Source organism: Paraburkholderia sp. BR10141, from assembly GCF_056155635.1.
On record NZ_JBMIQH010000002.1, the window covers coordinates 248,198 to 264,352 of the forward strand.

The window sequence follows — 16,155 nt, forward strand, 5'->3', positions numbered from 1 at the left end:
AGTATTCATGCGCTCCTCTGCACTGCGTATCTGACGTCGAGTGGGTATCGCGACCGGGCCACTTGACAGACACCCTGCTTCCGGGGGAGCCCGTCGCCCGGACCTGCTTCTGCTGACCGGTGTTAGCGCAACGACCGCTTCCCAGGGGGAAGGGGCGTTCGAACGGCGGAGTTGCTGCAATGCCGAGTGACGGGGACTGGCCGAACCTGGAAATTCGAAGTCGGATGTCCGGTCCCTCCGACGCTTCGGTCTCGAACTTCCGTAGCCGACCCTTCGGAGCCGTCGGCTTTATCAAGGCCCGATGGCCGAAGCTGCCGCAGAGCAGCCGCTCGATCCCTGAGTGCGTTAACACGGTCTTCACATTCCAACCGGTTCGCTGCCTCAGTTCGCAATCCTGGTTGCTTATCCTTAGCACCTTGCGGTAGCGGTTCAGGTCCTGCACGGTGTCGAACGTGCGCTCGAACAGCAGCGACATGTTGTTCCTTCTTTTCCCAGACCTCGTCGAAGCGGATCTGCTCGTCGAGCCAGTGCTCGAGCCAGTCCGGATCGGGCAGGCGGCACTGCACGGTGTCGTTCGGGAACAATGCCTTGTTCACGTGCAGCTTGGTCGGGCGCAGCGGCTTTTCCGTGCGGCGGGCCGAGGCCATCAGCACGCCGATCTTGGTGAATGCGGCGCGCGCCGTGTCGCCGAACTGGCCCGTGTACTTCTTCATGCAGCGCCGGTAGGCGCCGCAGTGGCGTGCTTCGCTCTGCGACAGCGTGCGGTAGATATGCTTGATCACCGGTTCCGAGTGCCATTCGGCCCCACGGCGATACCAGTGGTTCAGGCGGATCTCGCCGCAGAAATGCAGCATCAGCGTTTCCAGCGGCGGGGCCGGGCCGAACTCGAAGCGCACGGCGTGCAGCTCTTCCTCGGTCGGCACCAGGTCCGGGCGGAAACAGCGCAGGTACTCCATCAGCACCAGCGAGTGCTTCTGTTCCTCGAAGCCAGATGCTCATGAACGCCGAAATGGCGGTTGTCGAGCAGGAACATCTCCGTGGCGGGCAGGGCCGACCATTCGGTGATGGCATTCATGCGGATGGTCTTCGCCTGGTCGTCAGTGAGCAGGCTGGCGTCGAAGGTATCCAGGGGATGTCCTTGTCCATATGCCAGCGGACCGCCTCCAACGATTTGGACAGTTCGGGGTGGAGCATCGGTTCAGGCATCCTTCCAGAGCAACGGCCGCGGCGCGAAACCGAGTTTTTCCTTCGCTGCGCGATTCGAGGCACCACTCAGGTGGGTGTGGTAGTACACCGCTTCTTCGCCAGCGGCCTCGCGGGCAACTGCGACGCTTACGCGGGCGGGGCCGGGCGCATCGACCCAGCGAGCGAATGCAGGCATCCACGTGGCGACCGGAAGCGGATCGTCATCGACCACGTTATATACGCCGGCTTCGGCCGTCAGTGACGCTACTGTTGCCGCCACGGCATCGTCGAGGTGGACGAACGACCAGACCGCGTTGCCGTCGCCGATGATCGCCATCCCGCCTTTTCGCGCCTGCTCCGCAATGGTGCCGTCGAGCCTGTACCAGGTACCGGGACCGTAGAAGAAGCCGTAGCGCAGGACCACGCCTTCCAGCGCGATCGAGCCCGTGACGCGATTTTCGTAGGCACCAATGACCCGCGCACTATCACCAATCTCGCCGGGCGCGTCGTAGCGGAGCGCGGCTGTCTCGTCGGCCAGCGAGCCCTGCGGGGCTTCGAGTTAGAAGCCACGTGATTGCAAGACATAGCGTTTGACGCCCAGCGCCTTGGCAGCGGACAGTAGATTGGCGCCGCCTTCGCGATGGCATCCTTCACGGACTCCGCATGAAAGGCGTCCGCCAGGGTCACGCGGGCGCCAAGCTCGCGAAGCCTGTCGGCCCCCGCGCCGGCGCGAGTCATCCCCGTTACCTCATGACCCTGCGCGCAGAGCACCCGCACCAGCGGCAGTCCAACTGCGCCGGCGGCGCCTGCAACGAAAATCTTCACGATTCCTCCTAAGACTGCGTGGCGACGCAGTGCAGCGGTGACTTAACGATATGGCTCAGCGCAACGTGACGCGCCAGCCAGTGAACGGCATCGTGTCCGTTCACTGGTCGTTAAAAAAGTACCAAAAACCGGAAGAAATGGTGTACCAGCTGGCCCACGACCTGCCGGCGCATTCGCATCAGCTCAGCTTGCGGATCAGCTGATGCAAGCGATCGCAGGCCGCTGGAATCTGTTGTTCGATCGCCGGCGCAACGCCAAGCAGCAGCCCCGAGCGCTGCGTGGACTCGGAGCAGTACCAGATCGATAGCGGCGCGGGCGCGATCCCGTAGGCATAGGACTCCCGTGCGATCCGCTTGTCGTCGGCGCCATCGGCGAGCCGAACCACCACTGCCAGACCAGCCGGATAGGCGTCGAATCCCCTGGACTCGAGCGCGGTCATCAGTGCCTGGCTGCGGCCCGCGTAGATGCGTTTCATGCGACGCAAGTGCCGCATGTAATGCCCGTCACGCATGAACTCGGCCATTGCCATCTGTACTGCCGGCCCCGGTGCGGAAGACAGGCACGCTGCCGCTTCATCGAAGCGGGGTACCAGGGCGGGGGGCACCACCACAAATCCCAGTCGCAGCGTCGGGCTGATGGTCTTGCTGAACGTCCCGATGTGAATGATACGCCCCGCTCGATCCTGCGACGCCAGCGCTGGCGCCGCGCGGCGTTTCAGCTGCAGCTCGCCCAGATAGTCGTCTTCGATAATCCATGCCTGCGCCCGGGCCGCCCACTCCAGTAGTTGCCGCCGGCGCGCGAGCGACAAGGTCGGACCCAACGGCGCCTGTTGCCCCGCGGTGACCAGCGCCAACGCGGCATCCGGCGCATGCGTTTCGCCGAAGCCGACGTCAATGCCTTCTTCGTCGACGGGAATCGGAACCGTCGTGATCTGGCCAATTTCCAGGGCCTTGCGACTCAGCAAATATCCGGGATTCTCGACCCATGCCTTGCGGCCTTGGGCCTGAAGCACGAGTAGCGCGATACCGAGCGCCCCCGAGAATCCTGCCGTGATGTAGATCTGCGAGGGCTGGCACTCAATGCCGCGTGACAAGGCCAAATGCGCGGCGATTTCCCGGCGGAATTCATGTTCGCCGCGCGGGTCCGGGTAGGATGCGGGCGCTTCAACTTCATCGCGTGCCGCCCGGGCGCGCAGACGTGCAAACAACGTGTTTGGAAAACAGTCCGATGCCGGCACGCCCATCTGGAACACTGCAGGGCCGGGCAGGAAGTGCTGGTATAGCGCCGACTGCAAATCCGTCTCTATCGATCGCGCCCGTTCCGCGATGGGGCTCACGGTGGGTATGTGCTCGGAGACCCTGGTCCCGCCCGCGCGCGACGAGACAATCAACTGCGCATCGGTCAGCCTCTCATAGGCGGTCTTGACGGTGCCGCGCGCCACACCAAGCTGCGCGGCAAGATCCACCCACGACGGCAGCCTGGCGCCCGGGGCCAGTACACCACTCTCGATGACGCCAGTAATCGCCAGGCGTATCTGTTCCGCAAGTGCTGTCTTGGAACCGCGGTCGAGCTTCAGATCCAGAATATTTGTCATGGTGGGTGGTGCATCAAGTTTTCGCGTTCTTGGTTCTTTTTCGTGGACCATAGCCGATGCATGATTCTAGCCACCAAGGAGCTGATCATGATAATTTCACGAACCTTACTTTCTGTTGTTGCCGCTGGCAGCCTGGCCATGTCCGGGGTTGCCGCGGCGCACGGCGCCGCTGACCATGGCGCTGGCGATATCGTCAAGCCGAACTTCTCCCACGCAATTCCAAACATTCCGGGCAAATCGGTGATCGCCGTGGAAGTCACTTACCCGCCCGGGGGCGCTTCGTTGCCTCACACCCACGCGAAGTCGGCGTTCATCTATGCGTACGTGGTCTCAGGCAGCGTCGCCAGCAAGGTGAACGATGAGCCGGAACGCGTCTACAAGGCCGGGGAGGCGTTCTTCGAGGAGCCCGGCTCGCGCCATCCGGTCAGCCGCAATGCGAGCAAGACCACGCCGGCAAAACTGCTGGCCGTGTTTGTCGTCGATTCGAACGACACAGCACTGACAACCAACGACCAGTAAGGAGCTTGAAATGAGATTGGACTACGCCAAGGCATCGCCGGGCGGCGTGAAGGCATTTGGGGGGGTATATGGCTATGTCAGGCAGTCGGGCCTGGAAGACGTCCTCGTCGAACTGGTCTATCTGCGCGTCAGCCAGATCAACGGGTGCGCCTTTTGCCTCGACATGCATACCCGCGACCTGATCAAGAAGGGCGTCACGCCCGCGAAACTGGCGCTTGTGCAAGCCTGGCATGAAGCGGGTGCGTTGTTCAGCGATCGCGAGCGCGCCGCTCTGGCGTGGGCGGAGTCGGTCACCCGCGTGGCCGACACCCATGTACCCGACGAGGACTTCCAGCTTGCCGCGACGACGTTCAGCGAGAAGGAGCTAGCGGACCTTACGATGGCCATCAGCCTGATGAATGCCTACAACCGGCTTGCCATCAGCTTCCGCCGGCCCCCCGACTCCGCCGTGGCTGCGGAACGCTGAAGCGGTCGCCTCGTGGAATCGAGCGGAAGCGGTCAAAAGAACGCGCCTGTCCGGCGCGCTTTTCCTAAACTTGTTGCTGCGGCCGGCCTTAGCGTGCCATTAGCAGCAGCGCCGCATCGGTCAGCATGCCCACCGTCCCATCGTCGACGTCCCAGCTCTTCATCATTTCCGCGATTGACTTGGGTACTTGGTCGCGCTCGGCGAGCATATCGATCGGTCTGTCGCCTCGTGCAAAACGATAGACCGTAGCAACTCAAGGTGTCCGCGGTTCGTGGGTAAGATCAGTTAGCCTGAAGTACGTTCGAGAATGGCCACCCACGGTGGTATGGCTACGGCGATCTTGCCGGAAAAGCGCCTCCCCGTTGCTAACAGTTAGCAGCCATATAGCTGCGCTTTTCGACGAAACTGCACTTATGCTAATCAGGCAACGCCGGGTGACCCATTTAGTCAGCAGTACCCTTCAATGATCTCGAACAATCGTTGGCACGATTTGGCAAGGTGTTGTTCGGGCGCGGTCGCAACCCCGAGCAAAAGGCCTGGCACCGTCCACGATGGATTTGCGAACCACGCGGACAAGGGTGATGGCGCGATGCCCGCAGTCATTGCCGCGCGAACGATTCGCACATCGGGGGCGCCCTCTGGGAGGCGAAGAAGCACGGCGAGGCCCGCATTTACCCATTGCGCGTTTCGGCTACACAACTCCGCTGTCAGAGCATCGCGCTGCGAGGAATAAAGACGCTTAAGCCGGCGCACACGTCGGATGTAGTGGCCCTCCCGCATAAACTCCGCAGTGGCGACTTGAATGACCGGTGACGGCGCGGGAGCGAGTGTCGCGGCCACCTCCGCGAATGCATTGACGAGGTCGGCCGGGACAACAACGAAGCCAAGCCGAAGAGCAGGGCTAACAGTCTTGCTGAAGGAGCCGATGTGGATGACGTGCTTGCCTTCGCCAAGAGATGCCATGGCGGGCGCCGGCCTGCCTTCCAGCTGTAGTTCTCCAAGGTAGTCATCTTCAATGACCCACGCATCGTTTGAAGCCGCCCACTCAAGCAGTTGAAGGCGCCGTCTCAACGACAAGGTCGAGCCTAGAGGCGCTTGCTGACCAGGAGTTAAGACCGCTAACGCGGCGTCCGGCGCTGTCTTGATGCCGTAGTCGACGTTGATACCGTCTGCGTCTACCGGGATCGGCACGATATTCAAGCGAGCCAGTTCCAGCCCCTTACGGGTGAGCATGAAACCGGGCTCCTCCATCCAGACCTTCTGGCCTTCCAGACCTAGCACCCGAAGTGTCAAGCCTAAGCCAGCGCTGTATCCGGACGTCACGAAAACCTGCTCCGGATGACAGTGGAAGTTTCGCGCGATGGAGAGATTGCCTGCGATCTCTCTGCGCAGGTCGAATTCGCCTCTCGGATCAGGATAGAGCAGCGACGACAGGCCCGCTGTTTTTAGCAGGTTGGAAGAGCGAGCCCGCGAAAAAAGCTTTTCCGGCAGTCCTTCAAACGCGGGAATACCGAGTTGGAAAATCGCTGGCCCGGCCTTCATCTCCTCATATGATTTCATAAACGAACTGAGCCGCGCCGCCTTTCGTTGAGCAGTGGCGACGCGAAGCCGCGGAGCGACTCGCGTTCCCCCAGCTCCAAACGTTTCTATCATCTGTGAATCATTCAAAAGCTCATAGGCAGCCTTAACGGTCCCGCGCGCGACCCCGAGCTGCGACGCAAGGTCTTTCCATGATGGCAGCCGTGTACCGGATTCGAGCAGCCCAGACTCTATTGCTCTGCTGATGCTCTCAAAAATCTGCTCTGTGAGGGGCCGTTTTGCTGTCCGGTCGAGCTGTATCTGCAAGTCTGAAGCCATAGTCTTGGTACACACGAAAATCACAATCTTGGTACTGTTTTATGCACCGTGAATAGTACAGAATCTGCCCTACCAACAGTGCTACAAACGCGAAGTCAATACGGAATGTGGCTCTTGCAGCATGCACCCGATTTTCTCTCCGTATTCGGTCGAAGCTGCGAGCGAGCTGCAAATGCGGGGCATTTTCATGCCGTGCTGGAGCCGCAAGGGCGCAGAGTGTTGCACAGATGGAAACAGCCTGCACAAAGCCTTCGTTAACCAGGCATTTAAGACGCACTTCGATCTCGGTGCCCGATGTTTCACGCGCCCGATTTCGTCTGCTGGTCAAGCAGCCGCGCGACCAAAGCTGCTGCAAAATCTGCTGGAGAAAATTGTATGAATATTCTGCATATCGACTGCAGCCCTAGACTGGGATCGCATAGCCGAAAACTCTCGGCGGGAATCGTCGAAAAGATTCAAACGCTCTTGCCGGGCGTGGAGGTTCGCCGCCGGGACCTTGGGCTGGAGCCGATACCTCATCTCGGAGCCGCCTACGCCGACATACTCTCGACGCCAGCGACGTTGGCTGCTGCAGGAAGGACCGCTGGCGCTGTACTTTTCGCGGAGGAACTCATTCAGGAGGTCGAGGATTCCGATGTGATCGTCATCGGTACTCCGATGAATAACCTGACGGTTCCGTCCGTCCTGAAAGCGTGGATCGATCAGCTTATCCGCGTCGGACGCACGATGCAGTCGACGCCCGCTGGCAAGGTTGGAATGCTTCGGGACCGTCCGGTATTCGTCGGCATTGCCTCCGGCGGCGTGTTTACTGGCGAACGCGCCAACCAGCCGGATTTCCTCACGCCTTATCTTTCTGCCGTACTGGCTTGCATTGGCTTCACCACCATCCACTATTTGCCGCTGCAGGCAACTGCATTTCTCGATGAGGATCAATCCGCGCAACTTCGGGCTTCTCTGATAGCCACGATTGAGCCGCTTTTGACCACTCTCGCGTGCAGCCACGTTTGAGCGTGCGGATATCTCATGCCAAATCTGCCGACGCCTTCGCAAGTCTCCGTTGTGGAGAAACTGTCGTCGACGACGATTAGTGTCCGCTGGAGTGATCCCTGCATGGGACGTTACGAGAGCCAGATCTGGACTATTGGATCGGCACCAGCGGAAGCGGTCTGTGCGCTGTCCGGTAAGGCCATACACCGTGGCGACCCGATATTTCGCCCTCGTGTGAGTCGAACGCATAAACCAGTCAACCGCCATACGGTGATTCTGGCTTCCGCAGTAGGTTGTTTTTCTGAAGAACCATCATGTTAGGGGGCACTGGATCATGAGCGCATTGCGAAAGGTCGTGGTGGTAACCGGAGCATCGCAGGGAATTGGCGCCGCCATCGTTCAGGCGTTCCGCAAGCTCGATTACGCGGTCGTCGCGACGTCCCGCTCGATACAACCCTCTGTCGACAAAGACGTTCTGACGATAGCTGGCGACATTGGTGATCCTGCTGTGGCGCAGCAAGTCATCGCCGAAGGGGTCGCGCGATTTGGACGGATCGACACGCTTGTGAACAACGCCGGCATATATATCGGCAAGCCTTTCACAGAACATAGCGCGGCGGACTACGCAGCGGTGATGAATGTGAACATGGCGGGATTCTTTCACATCACGCAACTGGCGATTGCGGAGATGAAGAAGCATTCTCGCGGCCACGTAGTGAGCGTCACTGCGAGCGTCGCCGACATCGCGTACAGCGGAGTTTCTTCGTCACTAGCGGCATTGACAAAGGGCGGTCTCAACGCCGCAACGAAGTCGCTCGCCATTGAGTATGCAAGCAAGGGAATTCGGGTGAACGCGGTGGCTCCGGGTTTGATCAGGTCGACTATGCACAAGCCAGAAGCCCATGACGATCTCGCCGCGTTGGTTCCACTCGGATTCATGGGCGAGGTGGGCGATATCGCGGACGCGATTGTCTTTCTTGATTCAGCGTCGTTCGTCACGGGCGAGGTACTGCATGTCGACGGCGGGATGAGCGCTGGCCGATAGATTCGGTCCTGCAGTTGGCGAGGAATGAGCATCCCTTCTCGTCGAGATTTTCGGGCGCTGAAATTGTGAGTTTTGCCGTCACCTGATTTCCCCATGCCGAGGCCTTACGGAATTCTATGTCTCACGTCGACTGGTTAAGTCACCTGCTGCAATTGATCACCGTCACTGGCCGGCCTGAAGTGCGCTGCGCCTATGGAGCACCGTGGCGGGTCGAGTGGGATCAAGCGGCAACCCACGAAATCCCGTACCACGTCGTGCTCAGGGGCAAGGCAGTCATCGAGGATCCCGAGACGGGGATGGCAAAGGAACTGGTCGCTGGAGATGTTGTCTTGTTACCCCACGGCTCGGCGCACATCCTGCACGACGGGAGTGGTATTCAGCCCGGACCTACTCGCGAGCGTCAGGGTCTCGCTGGGTGGACCTTTAGCGAGAATGACGGCGTTGGCGAGCATCTCGATATGTTATGCGGTCGTTTTTTTATTGAACCGCCGCATGACCGACTGATTCGCAATTACCTTCCGACAAATCTGGTGGTGCGGACTACTAGTACCGACGATGAGTCGGGTGTCGAGTCCCTCTCGAACCCTCTCGCCAATTTTGTGAGGCTCATGCGTGATGAGTCTACGGGAGAAAAAGTGGGCGGCTACGCCGTCCTTAATTCGCTCAGTTCGGCGCTGTTCACCATCGTGCTGCGCGAGGCAAGTAAATCCGAGCAGGCCCCAACAGGCTTGTTGGCGCTGGCTGGCCACCCACGGTTGGCCCCCGCGATTTCGGCGATGTTTTCCGATCCCGCTCGTGGCTGGAACCTGCCCGAGCTGGCCGCCTTGTGCAATATGTCCCGCGCCACGTTCATGCGGCATTTCCAGGAAACGCTCGGATGCTCAGCCGTTGATTTGCTAACCGACATCCGCATGAGCCACGCTGCGAACGAGTTGAAGAAGCCGACGATGACCACAGAGGCCGTAGCCGAATCAGTTGGCTACCAATCTGTATCTTCATTCCGGCGTTTGTTCACAGAGAGGATGGGCATGACACCAGGTGAATGGCGTCGTCTCGCACGTCAGGGGCGATAGACCCCGAAATTTGTCGCTCCCGGTTCTAACCAGCATCGGACACGATCCGGCGAGGTCGACGCGGAGCGGCCGCTCTTCGTCCGTACGTCCTTCGATGCAATCTGGACAAGGGACTTCAATCGCGCCGGCGCGATGAACGCTGCGGCGTCGCAAGATCGAGCGAACCAATGAGCCCTTGTGGAGTTTGATCCTTTTGGACACTTTATTGAGCATTTTCGCTCTCGAAATAGCCCTCGTGGGGCCTTAAAGTTGAAACACCTCACCACTTGACGGCAAACACGCAGTAGAGACTGCGACATCACGGCGACGGTGATCCGCAATCTGCACACGAAAGTGATTTTTTGCCGCGCGATCTCGTAAGAGGCGCTTCTGTACCCAGCAGGTCCCTCCACCCAAAGGAATCATCATGAACAGCGAAACCACCCTGAACAGCGGGACGACCATGACCAACGCAGTCATCGACTGTATCGTCAGCCGTAGCGCCACGAAGTATTACGACCCGTCGGCGAAGTTGAGCGACGACCAGATCCGCGAGCTGGTGCGGATCTCCACCAGCGCACCGACGTCCTTTCATCTGCAGAACTGGCGCTTCATTGCGGTGCGCACGCCCGCAGCGAAGGCCAAGCTCTTTCCGCTTGCCTGGAGCCAGCCGGCTGTCGCTGACGCGGCAGTCACCTTCATCATCTGCGGACAGCTGGTCGACACCAGCGTGATTCCGGATCGCCTGGCTCCGCTGGTCGAAGCAGGCGTGATGCCGGCGACGATGGTGTCGGAGTGGGAGGCCCCGGCCCGCGAACTGTACATGGAATATCCGCAGCGTCGTCGCGACGAAGCCGTACGCACGGCAACATTCGGCGCGTCGGCAATGATCTACGCTGCCCGCTCGCTGGGTATGGGGTCCACGCCGATGATCGGCTTCGACGCTGAGGCGGTTCATCGCGAATTCGGCTTGGCCGATGACGAAGTGCCCGCGCTTCTGCTCGCTGTCGGTGCCGAGCGTCAAGGCAACTGGGCGCAAAAGCCGCGCCGTCCCGTGGACGAAGTTCTCGACCTCGTCTAAGCGGGTTGCTGGAGTGTTCACTACGTACAAGGACCAGCCAGCCGCGAAAAGGGTAGTCGTAGGCAAGATGACGCTCAACTGAAGTCCTGAACGGCTTCGACCCGCGCCCGGGCACGAAGCAATCCGAGAGAAGGGTTCAAAAATGAACCGTTCTTAATAAGTAGTACGAATTAATCAGAGATCCTATCATGACCCGTACCACCATTCTTACGCCGGAACAAGTACCCGCCGAATCGAAGGCAACGCTCGATGGCTTCGCCAAGAACATCGGCTTCACGCCGAACATGATGGCTGCGTTCGCGCAAAGCCCGATCGCGTTCAACGCCTGGGCCTACCTGCTCGGCTCCCTGAGCAAGGCGCTCGATGTGAAGACGCGCGACAGCATCGGCCTGGCAGTCTCCGAAGTGAACGGTTGCAACTACTGCCTGACGGTCCACAGTTTCACCGCTGAGCATCTGGCGAAACTGCCGGCGGAAGAAATCATCCTCGCGCGCAAAGGCCACGCCGCCGATCCGAAGCGCGATGCGGCTGTCCAGTTCGCGCGCAAGGTCATCGAAACCCGTGGGAAGGTGGGCGACGCCGACCTGAACGCAGTTCGCGAAGCGGGCTACACGGATGCAAACGTGATGGAAATCGTCGCACTGGTGGCCATGTATTCCCTGACGAATTTCTTCAATAATGTGTTCGATCCGGACATGGATTTCCCCGCTGTCACGCCGGCCGGTTCGATCTGAGCTCGAGACTGCGACGCCCATGACGTTGGTAACCCCGAGAGCGACGTTCTTGGGGGCACCATTCGCGGGGACGGTCAGCCAGTTTCGTTAAATGGCTGGCCGTCCCCGATCAAGGAAAAAGATGACCCTTCAGCATCCAGTCTTCACGCGCTGGCCAGCGCAACACCCCGACCGGCTCCAGCTCTTTTCACTGCCGACTCCCAACGGCGTGAAGGTCAGCATCATGCTGGAGGAGACGGGCCTGGCGTACGAGGCCCATCGTATCGACATCCTGGCGAACGAAAACCAGGAACCTGCTTTCGTTTCTCTCAACCCGAACGGCAAGATTCCGGCGATCTTCGATCCAGACGGTCCCGGGAACCGCCCGATCGCATTGTTCGAATCAGGTGCGATCCTGCTCTATCTTGCCGACAAGACGGGGCAGCTCTTGTCCACGGACCCAGCGCTTCGCTTTGAGACGATCCAGTGGCTGATGTGGCAGATGGGTGGTGTCGGTCCCATGTTTGGACAGGTCGGCTTTTTCAACAAATTCGCCGGGAAAGCCTACGAAGACAAGCGCCCGCGCGACCGCTATGCGTCGGAAGCCGCGCGTTTGCTCGGCGTGCTCGACACTCGGCTTGCCGGACGCAACTGGGTGATGGGCGATGACTTCAGTATTGCCGACATTTCTCTGCTCGGGTGGGTTCGTAACTTGATTGGCTTTTACGAGGCGCGCGACCTTGTCGGCTTCGATCGCTTCACTCATGTCCAGCGTTGGTTCGATCACGGTCTCGCACGCCCTGCTGTGCAGCGCGGCCTCGAGATGCCATCAGCCTGAATCAGGCCGGGCAGTTAGCCGCATAGCCTCGCTGACACGCAGAAGGAAAAGACCATGAAGATACGGAACATCATCATTGCCAGCTTCGTTGCACTAGCTGCGATGGCCGCCGACTCCGCGGAAGCTCACGACGGTGACGGACAAACCGTCACGAAGAATTTCGACGCAGCGATTCCCAACGTCCCCGGCAAATCGCTGATTGTACTGGAAGTTACGTACGCGCCCGGCGCGGCATCTGTTCCTCACACCCACGCGAAATCCGCATTCATTTACGCGTACGTGATCGAGGGCGCTGTCGAGTCCAAGGTGAATGACGGCCCAACCCGCATCTATCGAGCGGGTGAGAGCTGGTCAGAACCGCCCGGCGCTATCCATTCGATCAGCCGAAACGCGAGCAAAACGCAGCCCGCGAAATTGCTTGCCGTGTTTGTCGTCGACACGGACGACAAAGCGCTGACCACGCCGCTCAGATAGCGGGAATTTTTCCGACAAACACGAATCCTGCGAGGCACTGGAGAGTTTTTCTTAATGCGCAGGAAGTCCTTTCAGACGAGTGAATCCATGATTGAAATCACCGCAGACGCCGAAGCGATCATAAAAGGGGCAATACTGTCGTTCGTCGCGACGGTCAATGAGGATGGGACGCCGAATCTTTCGCCAAAGGCCTCCTTAACGGTCAGGAATGGCAAGCTCTACTTCGCCGATATCGCGTCGCCCGGGACGTTGAGGAATTTGAATGCCAACGCCGCCGTCGAGATCAACGTAGTCGACGTGTTCCTGAGGCGTGGTTACCGGTTCAGAGGAAAGGCGTTCATTGTGCCGCCTGACGGTGACGAATACTCAATGATCGCGGACTGGGTTCGTATAAGCAACGGGCCTGAATATCCAGTCGAACACGTCATCAGGATTGATGTTACTTCGATGTCTTCATTGCTCTCCCCTGCGCACATCTTTGCCGAGCCTCCTCGCAGTCAAGATGAGATACAGAGTACGTACCGTCGGAAGTACGGTATGCGCTTAACCGGGGAATAGACTTTAAATGTCAACCTGCGGTTCGATCGAATCACGCCTTCGCGACCGGAGGAAAGAAATTGCCCGTGAGACTGAAGTTAATTGTGGTTGATCGCATTGCTTGATGCTGTGGTTTGGTCACAGTTGCGCTTCATCGCTCTACTGCCATAGGACTTCGGGAGAACTCTATGCAATCAGTTGAGATCAAAGCCATCGAAAATAGCGATTTCGATATGTGGCTGCCACTTTGGGAAGGCTATCAGCAGTTTTACAAGGTTGATATCCCGCATGCTGTGACGCGCAACACCTGGGAGCGCTTCCTCGACCCCAACGAACCGATGTACGCGGTGCTCGCCATGACATGCGGTCACCCTTGCGGCTTCGCGCACACGGTCTACCAAAGGTCGACCTGGACATCTGCCGACTACTGCTATCTGCAGGACCTGTTTGTTGGACCTGACGCACGTGGGCGTGGCATTGGTCGCGCACTGATCGAACATGTGTACGCGGCGGCGAAACGTCGAAAAGCTCCTCGGGTGCACTGGCTGACTCACGAAACGAACTACCCAGGCAGGCTCCTCTACGACGCCGTGGGAGAGCGCTCTGGCTTTATACAGTACCGGAAGGTGTTCAAGTGAAACTCACTTGTCCAACCTTTGCCTGGAGACTAGCGAGGCGTCGCGAGCTGGATGGAAATAAGGGGTGGCGTCGGGTCGGATCTCCATTGTGTCTAACGTTTCCTGGACTATTTCGGTCGAAGTTAGTCCCGGAGCCGCTATCGGAAAAGTAAAGCTGTGAATCGGTAAAAAACCCTTCAACATACTGAATCGGGAAATCAAAATGAGCATTCGTACAAGTCAGTTTCGCTTTCAAATCGCAGAACGGAGCGTTGGGTCCCGAACTGGTCTTTTGTTGCTGAGGTGGGCGCTTGTCGTAATCTTTCTGTGGTTCGGAGCAATGAAATTCACCCACTATGAAGCGACTGGAATATCGCCGTTTATCGTGAATAGTCCTATCATGGGCTGGTTGAATTCTGCGTTCGGTGTTCAAGGGGCAAGTGATGTGATTGGTTTGCTAGAGCTGTCGACCGCAGTCGCCCTAATTATCGGGTCGATTCAGCCCTTTTTCTCTGCGTTGGGCGCTGCGATGTCGGCCGCTACCTATCTGATCACGCTTACCTTCATGTTGAGCACCCCTGGCGTCGCCGAAGCGACTGCAGGTGGCTTTCCTGCGATTTCTGCGTTGCCCGGCCAGTTCCTGCTTAAAGACCTCGTCCTGCTGGCTGCATCGTTGACGCTCTTGCAGGGGTCGCTCCGGACTTCGCACGGCGACGCACGGCGGTGAGTTGATGGAAAGTTAAATATCTGGATAAGCTGAGGAGATGAAGAATGGAAAGCAAAACCGCACGAAGCGCTGAGATAGGCGACAGCATTTCTGACAAATCCTCACATCCGGATGAGCGTACTCTCCGCGACTGGTTGGGTCCGGAGGCGTTCGAGCATTGGGGCGAGCTGCGAAGCTGGATCGACGAGTTTTACCCCAATGTTTTCACGCCGGATTGGATATATGGCGGCAAGAAGCGTGGTTGGGCACTGCGCTACAAGGAGAACAGGGCGTTTTGCAGTCTGTTTCCGGCATACAGGCTGTTGTCCGTATTGGTTGTCTTAGGCCGGGCCGAACGAGAGAAGTTTGAAGAAAGGCGTTACTTCTGGAGTCCGCCGCTGGTCAAACAGTACGACGAATCCCGGACTTATCATGACGGGAAATGGATGACAATCCCAATCCTGTCGGTGGACGACCGAGTTGAGGTGACAGATCTCATGAGGATGAAACGCCCCACGCTTGCACCTTTTCGCGGGTTGTAGCCCGGTATCACATGGGCGGTGGCTGCATTGTTGCGCACCGCCTGTTTGCGCTTTCGCTCCGCACCTCATATAAATTTCTGCGGGCCATCCGTGGCTGACCGGCACGCAAAGGTCACGCGGATACCTGCGTAAAAATCACCAAGGTGCACGTAAATCTGGGCTCCGGCTGAGTTGGGCCAAACCGTCGCGAGCGTTGGATCGGGCGATTTTCTAGCATGAGCAGGCATAGCGTCCCGAACGCGACGTTCTCGCCGTGCAGCATGCCGTGTGTTTCGCTTAGGGTAGTCAGTCCACCATGCATGCCGTGTGCTGCGGAGCATCCGCAGTTCTCGAAGCCGATACTGCTGAGCAGCCTATTAGCTTCGATGACGTTTTCGACTGCCGTGGTACAGAGACGGCTTCGACCGCCTGCTTTGCCTTCAGACCGTCTCGCATCAGTACATCGTGGCAGGCTCGCGCAATGGCAATACCAGTAGCTGTCGGAGGGAACCGTCCCGCGACGTAGTTGTTCGTTCGCGACTCCAGGTTCGAACGTGCCTCGAACCAAGTCGATAGCGCATCGCCGATTCCTGCGACGAGAAAGCGTACTGGCGCACTCGCCACAATGCTGGTGTCCACTACGACCAGATCGCGATTAGAGGCAGCCGCGCGGACCCCTCGTATACGCCCTTAGACGTATAGCGGACGGCGACAGCGCTACACGGTGCGTCCGTTGACGCAATCGTCGGAACGATGACGGTCCGCGCGTTGGCTTCGAATGCCGCAATCTTGACGGTGTCTGCAGTCTTTCCCCCGCCGCCGCCCACGAGAATCTGGCTCTCCTTGCCTCTGGCGATTGCGGCCACGTGCGCGATTTCAGCCAGCGTACATTCGCCGCCGAACTTCTCCAGATGTACCGACAGCTTGGCATCTTCGAGATCGCGCTGTAGTGAACTGCTGAAGCGTTCGAACAGAAACGGATCGATCAGAACGAGCACGTTGCGGCCCAACGGTGCAACGTGCTGTGAAAGGCGCGAGATCTCACCCGCGCGCTGGATATATTTTCCGGGCCCGGCATAAGCGCTGGACATGCTGGGTGTCTCCTTTGTATTTGATATGGCAGCGTCAAAAAGAATCG

General features: G+C 58.9%; 20 protein-coding genes and 2 pseudogenes. 16 read left to right on the forward strand and 6 right to left on the reverse strand.

The features are described from left to right. Positions 1–409: 409 nt before the first annotated feature. The 3 genes and pseudogenes from ACOJB8_RS03710 to ACOJB8_RS03720 all read right to left on the reverse strand — a co-directional run. A pseudogene (locus ACOJB8_RS03710) lies at positions 410–1,194 on the reverse strand (ferritin-like domain-containing protein); the annotation flags it as partial. A 4-nt stretch (positions 1,195–1,198) separates the two neighbouring features. Continuing rightward, positions 1,199–1,609, reverse strand: a complete 411-nt coding sequence (locus ACOJB8_RS03715) for an NAD-dependent epimerase/dehydratase family protein (protein ID WP_368730120.1) — start codon at positions 1,607–1,609, stop codon at positions 1,199–1,201. Positions 1,610–1,803: 194 nt separating this feature from the next. Further along, positions 1,804–2,010, reverse strand: a pseudogene (locus ACOJB8_RS03720) (NAD(P)H-binding protein); the annotation flags it as partial. A 50-nt stretch (positions 2,011–2,060) separates the two neighbouring features. Here ACOJB8_RS03720 and ACOJB8_RS03725 point away from each other — a divergent pair. Then, a complete protein-coding gene (locus tag ACOJB8_RS03725; protein ID WP_342949706.1) occupies positions 2,061–2,213 on the forward strand; it encodes a hypothetical protein in 153 nt (50 codons plus the stop codon). On the opposite strand, the gene pdxR (ACOJB8_RS03730) is transcribed toward ACOJB8_RS03725, so the two are convergent. Then, positions 2,189–3,604 (reverse strand): MocR-like pyridoxine biosynthesis transcription factor PdxR, encoded by a 1,416-nt coding sequence (gene pdxR / locus ACOJB8_RS03730; RefSeq protein WP_342949707.1) that lies wholly within the window; start codon positions 3,602–3,604, stop codon positions 2,189–2,191. The genes ACOJB8_RS03725 and pdxR (ACOJB8_RS03730) overlap by 25 nt on opposite strands. An 87-nt stretch (positions 3,605–3,691) precedes the next feature. Between pdxR (ACOJB8_RS03730) and ACOJB8_RS03735 the strand changes: the two genes are divergently transcribed. Both ACOJB8_RS03735 and ACOJB8_RS03740 read left to right on the forward strand, forming a co-directional pair. Further along, positions 3,692–4,123: a cupin domain-containing protein gene (locus ACOJB8_RS03735; RefSeq protein WP_475011063.1), complete on the forward strand. Its 432-nt coding sequence runs from the start codon at positions 3,692–3,694 to the stop codon at positions 4,121–4,123. Positions 4,124–4,133: 10 nt separating this feature from the next. Continuing rightward, entirely contained in the window at positions 4,134–4,589 is a 456-nt protein-coding gene (locus tag ACOJB8_RS03740; protein WP_069268533.1) for a carboxymuconolactone decarboxylase family protein, read from the forward strand. Between the two features lie 447 nt (positions 4,590–5,036). Here the strand turns inward: ACOJB8_RS03740 and pdxR (ACOJB8_RS03745) are convergent, their stop codons facing one another. Continuing rightward, positions 5,037–6,446, reverse strand: a complete 1,410-nt coding sequence (pdxR, locus tag ACOJB8_RS03745; RefSeq protein ID WP_475011064.1) for a MocR-like pyridoxine biosynthesis transcription factor PdxR — start codon at positions 6,444–6,446, stop codon at positions 5,037–5,039. Between the two features lie 121 nt (positions 6,447–6,567). On the opposite strand from pdxR (ACOJB8_RS03745), the gene ACOJB8_RS03750 reads away from it, so the two are divergent. From ACOJB8_RS03750 to ACOJB8_RS03810, 13 genes are all read left to right on the forward strand, one after another. Then, on the forward strand, positions 6,568–6,825 hold the full coding sequence (locus ACOJB8_RS03750; protein WP_475011065.1) for a hypothetical protein: 258 nt from the start codon (positions 6,568–6,570) through the stop codon (positions 6,823–6,825). Then, a complete protein-coding gene (locus tag ACOJB8_RS03755; protein ID WP_342923968.1) occupies positions 6,822–7,454 on the forward strand; it encodes an FMN-dependent NADH-azoreductase in 633 nt (210 codons plus the stop codon). Before ACOJB8_RS03750 ends, ACOJB8_RS03755 begins: the two co-directional genes overlap by 4 nt. Positions 7,455–7,469: 15 nt before the next feature. Next, complete coding sequence (locus tag ACOJB8_RS03760; RefSeq protein ID WP_342923969.1) at positions 7,470–7,754, forward strand: DUF3331 domain-containing protein; 285 nt, start codon at positions 7,470–7,472, stop codon at positions 7,752–7,754. A gap of 13 nt (positions 7,755–7,767) precedes the next feature. Continuing rightward, positions 7,768–8,478 carry an SDR family NAD(P)-dependent oxidoreductase gene (locus tag ACOJB8_RS03765; protein WP_368685916.1) on the forward strand — a complete coding sequence of 237 codons (711 nt, stop codon included), beginning with the start codon at positions 7,768–7,770 and terminating at the stop codon, positions 8,476–8,478. A 116-nt stretch (positions 8,479–8,594) separates the two neighbouring features. Further along, positions 8,595–9,551 (forward strand): AraC family transcriptional regulator, encoded by a 957-nt coding sequence (locus ACOJB8_RS03770; RefSeq protein WP_475011066.1) that lies wholly within the window; start codon positions 8,595–8,597, stop codon positions 9,549–9,551. A 442-nt stretch (positions 9,552–9,993) separates the two neighbouring features. Beyond that, positions 9,994–10,611, forward strand: coding sequence for a nitroreductase family protein (locus tag ACOJB8_RS03775; RefSeq protein ID WP_176733013.1), 618 nt, complete (start codon positions 9,994–9,996; stop codon positions 10,609–10,611). Positions 10,612–10,799: 188 nt separating this feature from the next. Continuing rightward, positions 10,800–11,345, forward strand: coding sequence for a carboxymuconolactone decarboxylase family protein (locus tag ACOJB8_RS03780; RefSeq protein WP_266233118.1), 546 nt, complete (start codon positions 10,800–10,802; stop codon positions 11,343–11,345). A gap of 121 nt (positions 11,346–11,466) precedes the next feature. After that, positions 11,467–12,162 (forward strand): glutathione S-transferase C-terminal domain-containing protein, encoded by a 696-nt coding sequence (locus tag ACOJB8_RS03785; RefSeq protein ID WP_475011067.1) that lies wholly within the window; start codon positions 11,467–11,469, stop codon positions 12,160–12,162. 54 nt (positions 12,163–12,216) lie between these two features. Beyond that, on the forward strand, positions 12,217–12,636 hold the full coding sequence (locus tag ACOJB8_RS03790; RefSeq protein ID WP_342923973.1) for a cupin domain-containing protein: 420 nt from the start codon (positions 12,217–12,219) through the stop codon (positions 12,634–12,636). An 87-nt stretch (positions 12,637–12,723) separates the two neighbouring features. Then, positions 12,724–13,194: a pyridoxamine 5'-phosphate oxidase family protein gene (locus ACOJB8_RS03795; protein WP_368691652.1), complete on the forward strand. Its 471-nt coding sequence runs from the start codon at positions 12,724–12,726 to the stop codon at positions 13,192–13,194. A gap of 167 nt (positions 13,195–13,361) precedes the next feature. Further along, the gene (locus tag ACOJB8_RS03800; RefSeq protein WP_368691653.1) at positions 13,362–13,811 is read left to right on the forward strand and encodes a GNAT family N-acetyltransferase; all 450 of its coding nucleotides are present in this window, start codon (positions 13,362–13,364) and stop codon (positions 13,809–13,811) included. A gap of 202 nt (positions 13,812–14,013) precedes the next feature. Continuing rightward, positions 14,014–14,517 carry a YkgB family protein gene (locus tag ACOJB8_RS03805; protein ID WP_475011068.1) on the forward strand — a complete coding sequence of 168 codons (504 nt, stop codon included), beginning with the start codon at positions 14,014–14,016 and terminating at the stop codon, positions 14,515–14,517. A 44-nt stretch (positions 14,518–14,561) separates the two neighbouring features. Continuing rightward, positions 14,562–15,038, forward strand: a complete 477-nt coding sequence (locus tag ACOJB8_RS03810) for a DUF3788 domain-containing protein (RefSeq protein WP_368730116.1) — start codon at positions 14,562–14,564, stop codon at positions 15,036–15,038. A 617-nt stretch (positions 15,039–15,655) separates the two neighbouring features. Here ACOJB8_RS03810 and ACOJB8_RS03815 read toward each other — a convergent pair. Beyond that, on the reverse strand, positions 15,656–16,108 hold the full coding sequence (locus tag ACOJB8_RS03815; RefSeq protein WP_342949716.1) for an iron-containing alcohol dehydrogenase: 453 nt from the start codon (positions 16,106–16,108) through the stop codon (positions 15,656–15,658). Positions 16,109–16,155: the final 47 nt, after the last annotated feature.

Excerpts from the sequence above, each read along its gene's own strand:
- ACOJB8_RS03725 (WP_342949706.1), top strand. The coding sequence starts at position 2,061 with ATGGCTCAGCGCAACGTGACGCGCCAGCCAGTGAACGGCATCGTGTCC.
- pdxR (WP_342949707.1), bottom strand. The coding sequence starts at position 3,604 with ATGACAAATATTCTGGATCTGAAGCTCGACCGCGGTTCCAAGACAGCA.
- ACOJB8_RS03735 (WP_475011063.1), top strand. The coding sequence starts at position 3,692 with ATGATAATTTCACGAACCTTACTTTCTGTTGTTGCCGCTGGCAGCCTG.
- ACOJB8_RS03740 (WP_069268533.1), top strand. The coding sequence starts at position 4,134 with ATGAGATTGGACTACGCCAAGGCATCGCCGGGCGGCGTGAAGGCATTT.
- pdxR (WP_475011064.1), bottom strand. The coding sequence starts at position 6,446 with ATGGCTTCAGACTTGCAGATACAGCTCGACCGGACAGCAAAACGGCCC.
- ACOJB8_RS03750 (WP_475011065.1), top strand. The coding sequence starts at position 6,568 with ATGCACCCGATTTTCTCTCCGTATTCGGTCGAAGCTGCGAGCGAGCTG.
- ACOJB8_RS03755 (WP_342923968.1), top strand. The coding sequence starts at position 6,822 with ATGAATATTCTGCATATCGACTGCAGCCCTAGACTGGGATCGCATAGC.
- ACOJB8_RS03760 (WP_342923969.1), top strand. The coding sequence starts at position 7,470 with ATGCCAAATCTGCCGACGCCTTCGCAAGTCTCCGTTGTGGAGAAACTG.
- ACOJB8_RS03765 (WP_368685916.1), top strand. The coding sequence starts at position 7,768 with ATGAGCGCATTGCGAAAGGTCGTGGTGGTAACCGGAGCATCGCAGGGA.
- ACOJB8_RS03770 (WP_475011066.1), top strand. The coding sequence starts at position 8,595 with ATGTCTCACGTCGACTGGTTAAGTCACCTGCTGCAATTGATCACCGTC.
- ACOJB8_RS03775 (WP_176733013.1), top strand. The coding sequence starts at position 9,994 with ATGACCAACGCAGTCATCGACTGTATCGTCAGCCGTAGCGCCACGAAG.
- ACOJB8_RS03780 (WP_266233118.1), top strand. The coding sequence starts at position 10,800 with ATGACCCGTACCACCATTCTTACGCCGGAACAAGTACCCGCCGAATCG.
- ACOJB8_RS03785 (WP_475011067.1), top strand. The coding sequence starts at position 11,467 with ATGACCCTTCAGCATCCAGTCTTCACGCGCTGGCCAGCGCAACACCCC.
- ACOJB8_RS03790 (WP_342923973.1), top strand. The coding sequence starts at position 12,217 with ATGAAGATACGGAACATCATCATTGCCAGCTTCGTTGCACTAGCTGCG.
- ACOJB8_RS03795 (WP_368691652.1), top strand. The coding sequence starts at position 12,724 with ATGATTGAAATCACCGCAGACGCCGAAGCGATCATAAAAGGGGCAATA.
- ACOJB8_RS03800 (WP_368691653.1), top strand. The coding sequence starts at position 13,362 with ATGCAATCAGTTGAGATCAAAGCCATCGAAAATAGCGATTTCGATATG.
- ACOJB8_RS03805 (WP_475011068.1), top strand. The coding sequence starts at position 14,014 with ATGAGCATTCGTACAAGTCAGTTTCGCTTTCAAATCGCAGAACGGAGC.
- ACOJB8_RS03810 (WP_368730116.1), top strand. The coding sequence starts at position 14,562 with ATGGAAAGCAAAACCGCACGAAGCGCTGAGATAGGCGACAGCATTTCT.
- ACOJB8_RS03815 (WP_342949716.1), bottom strand. The coding sequence starts at position 16,108 with ATGTCCAGCGCTTATGCCGGGCCCGGAAAATATATCCAGCGCGCGGGT.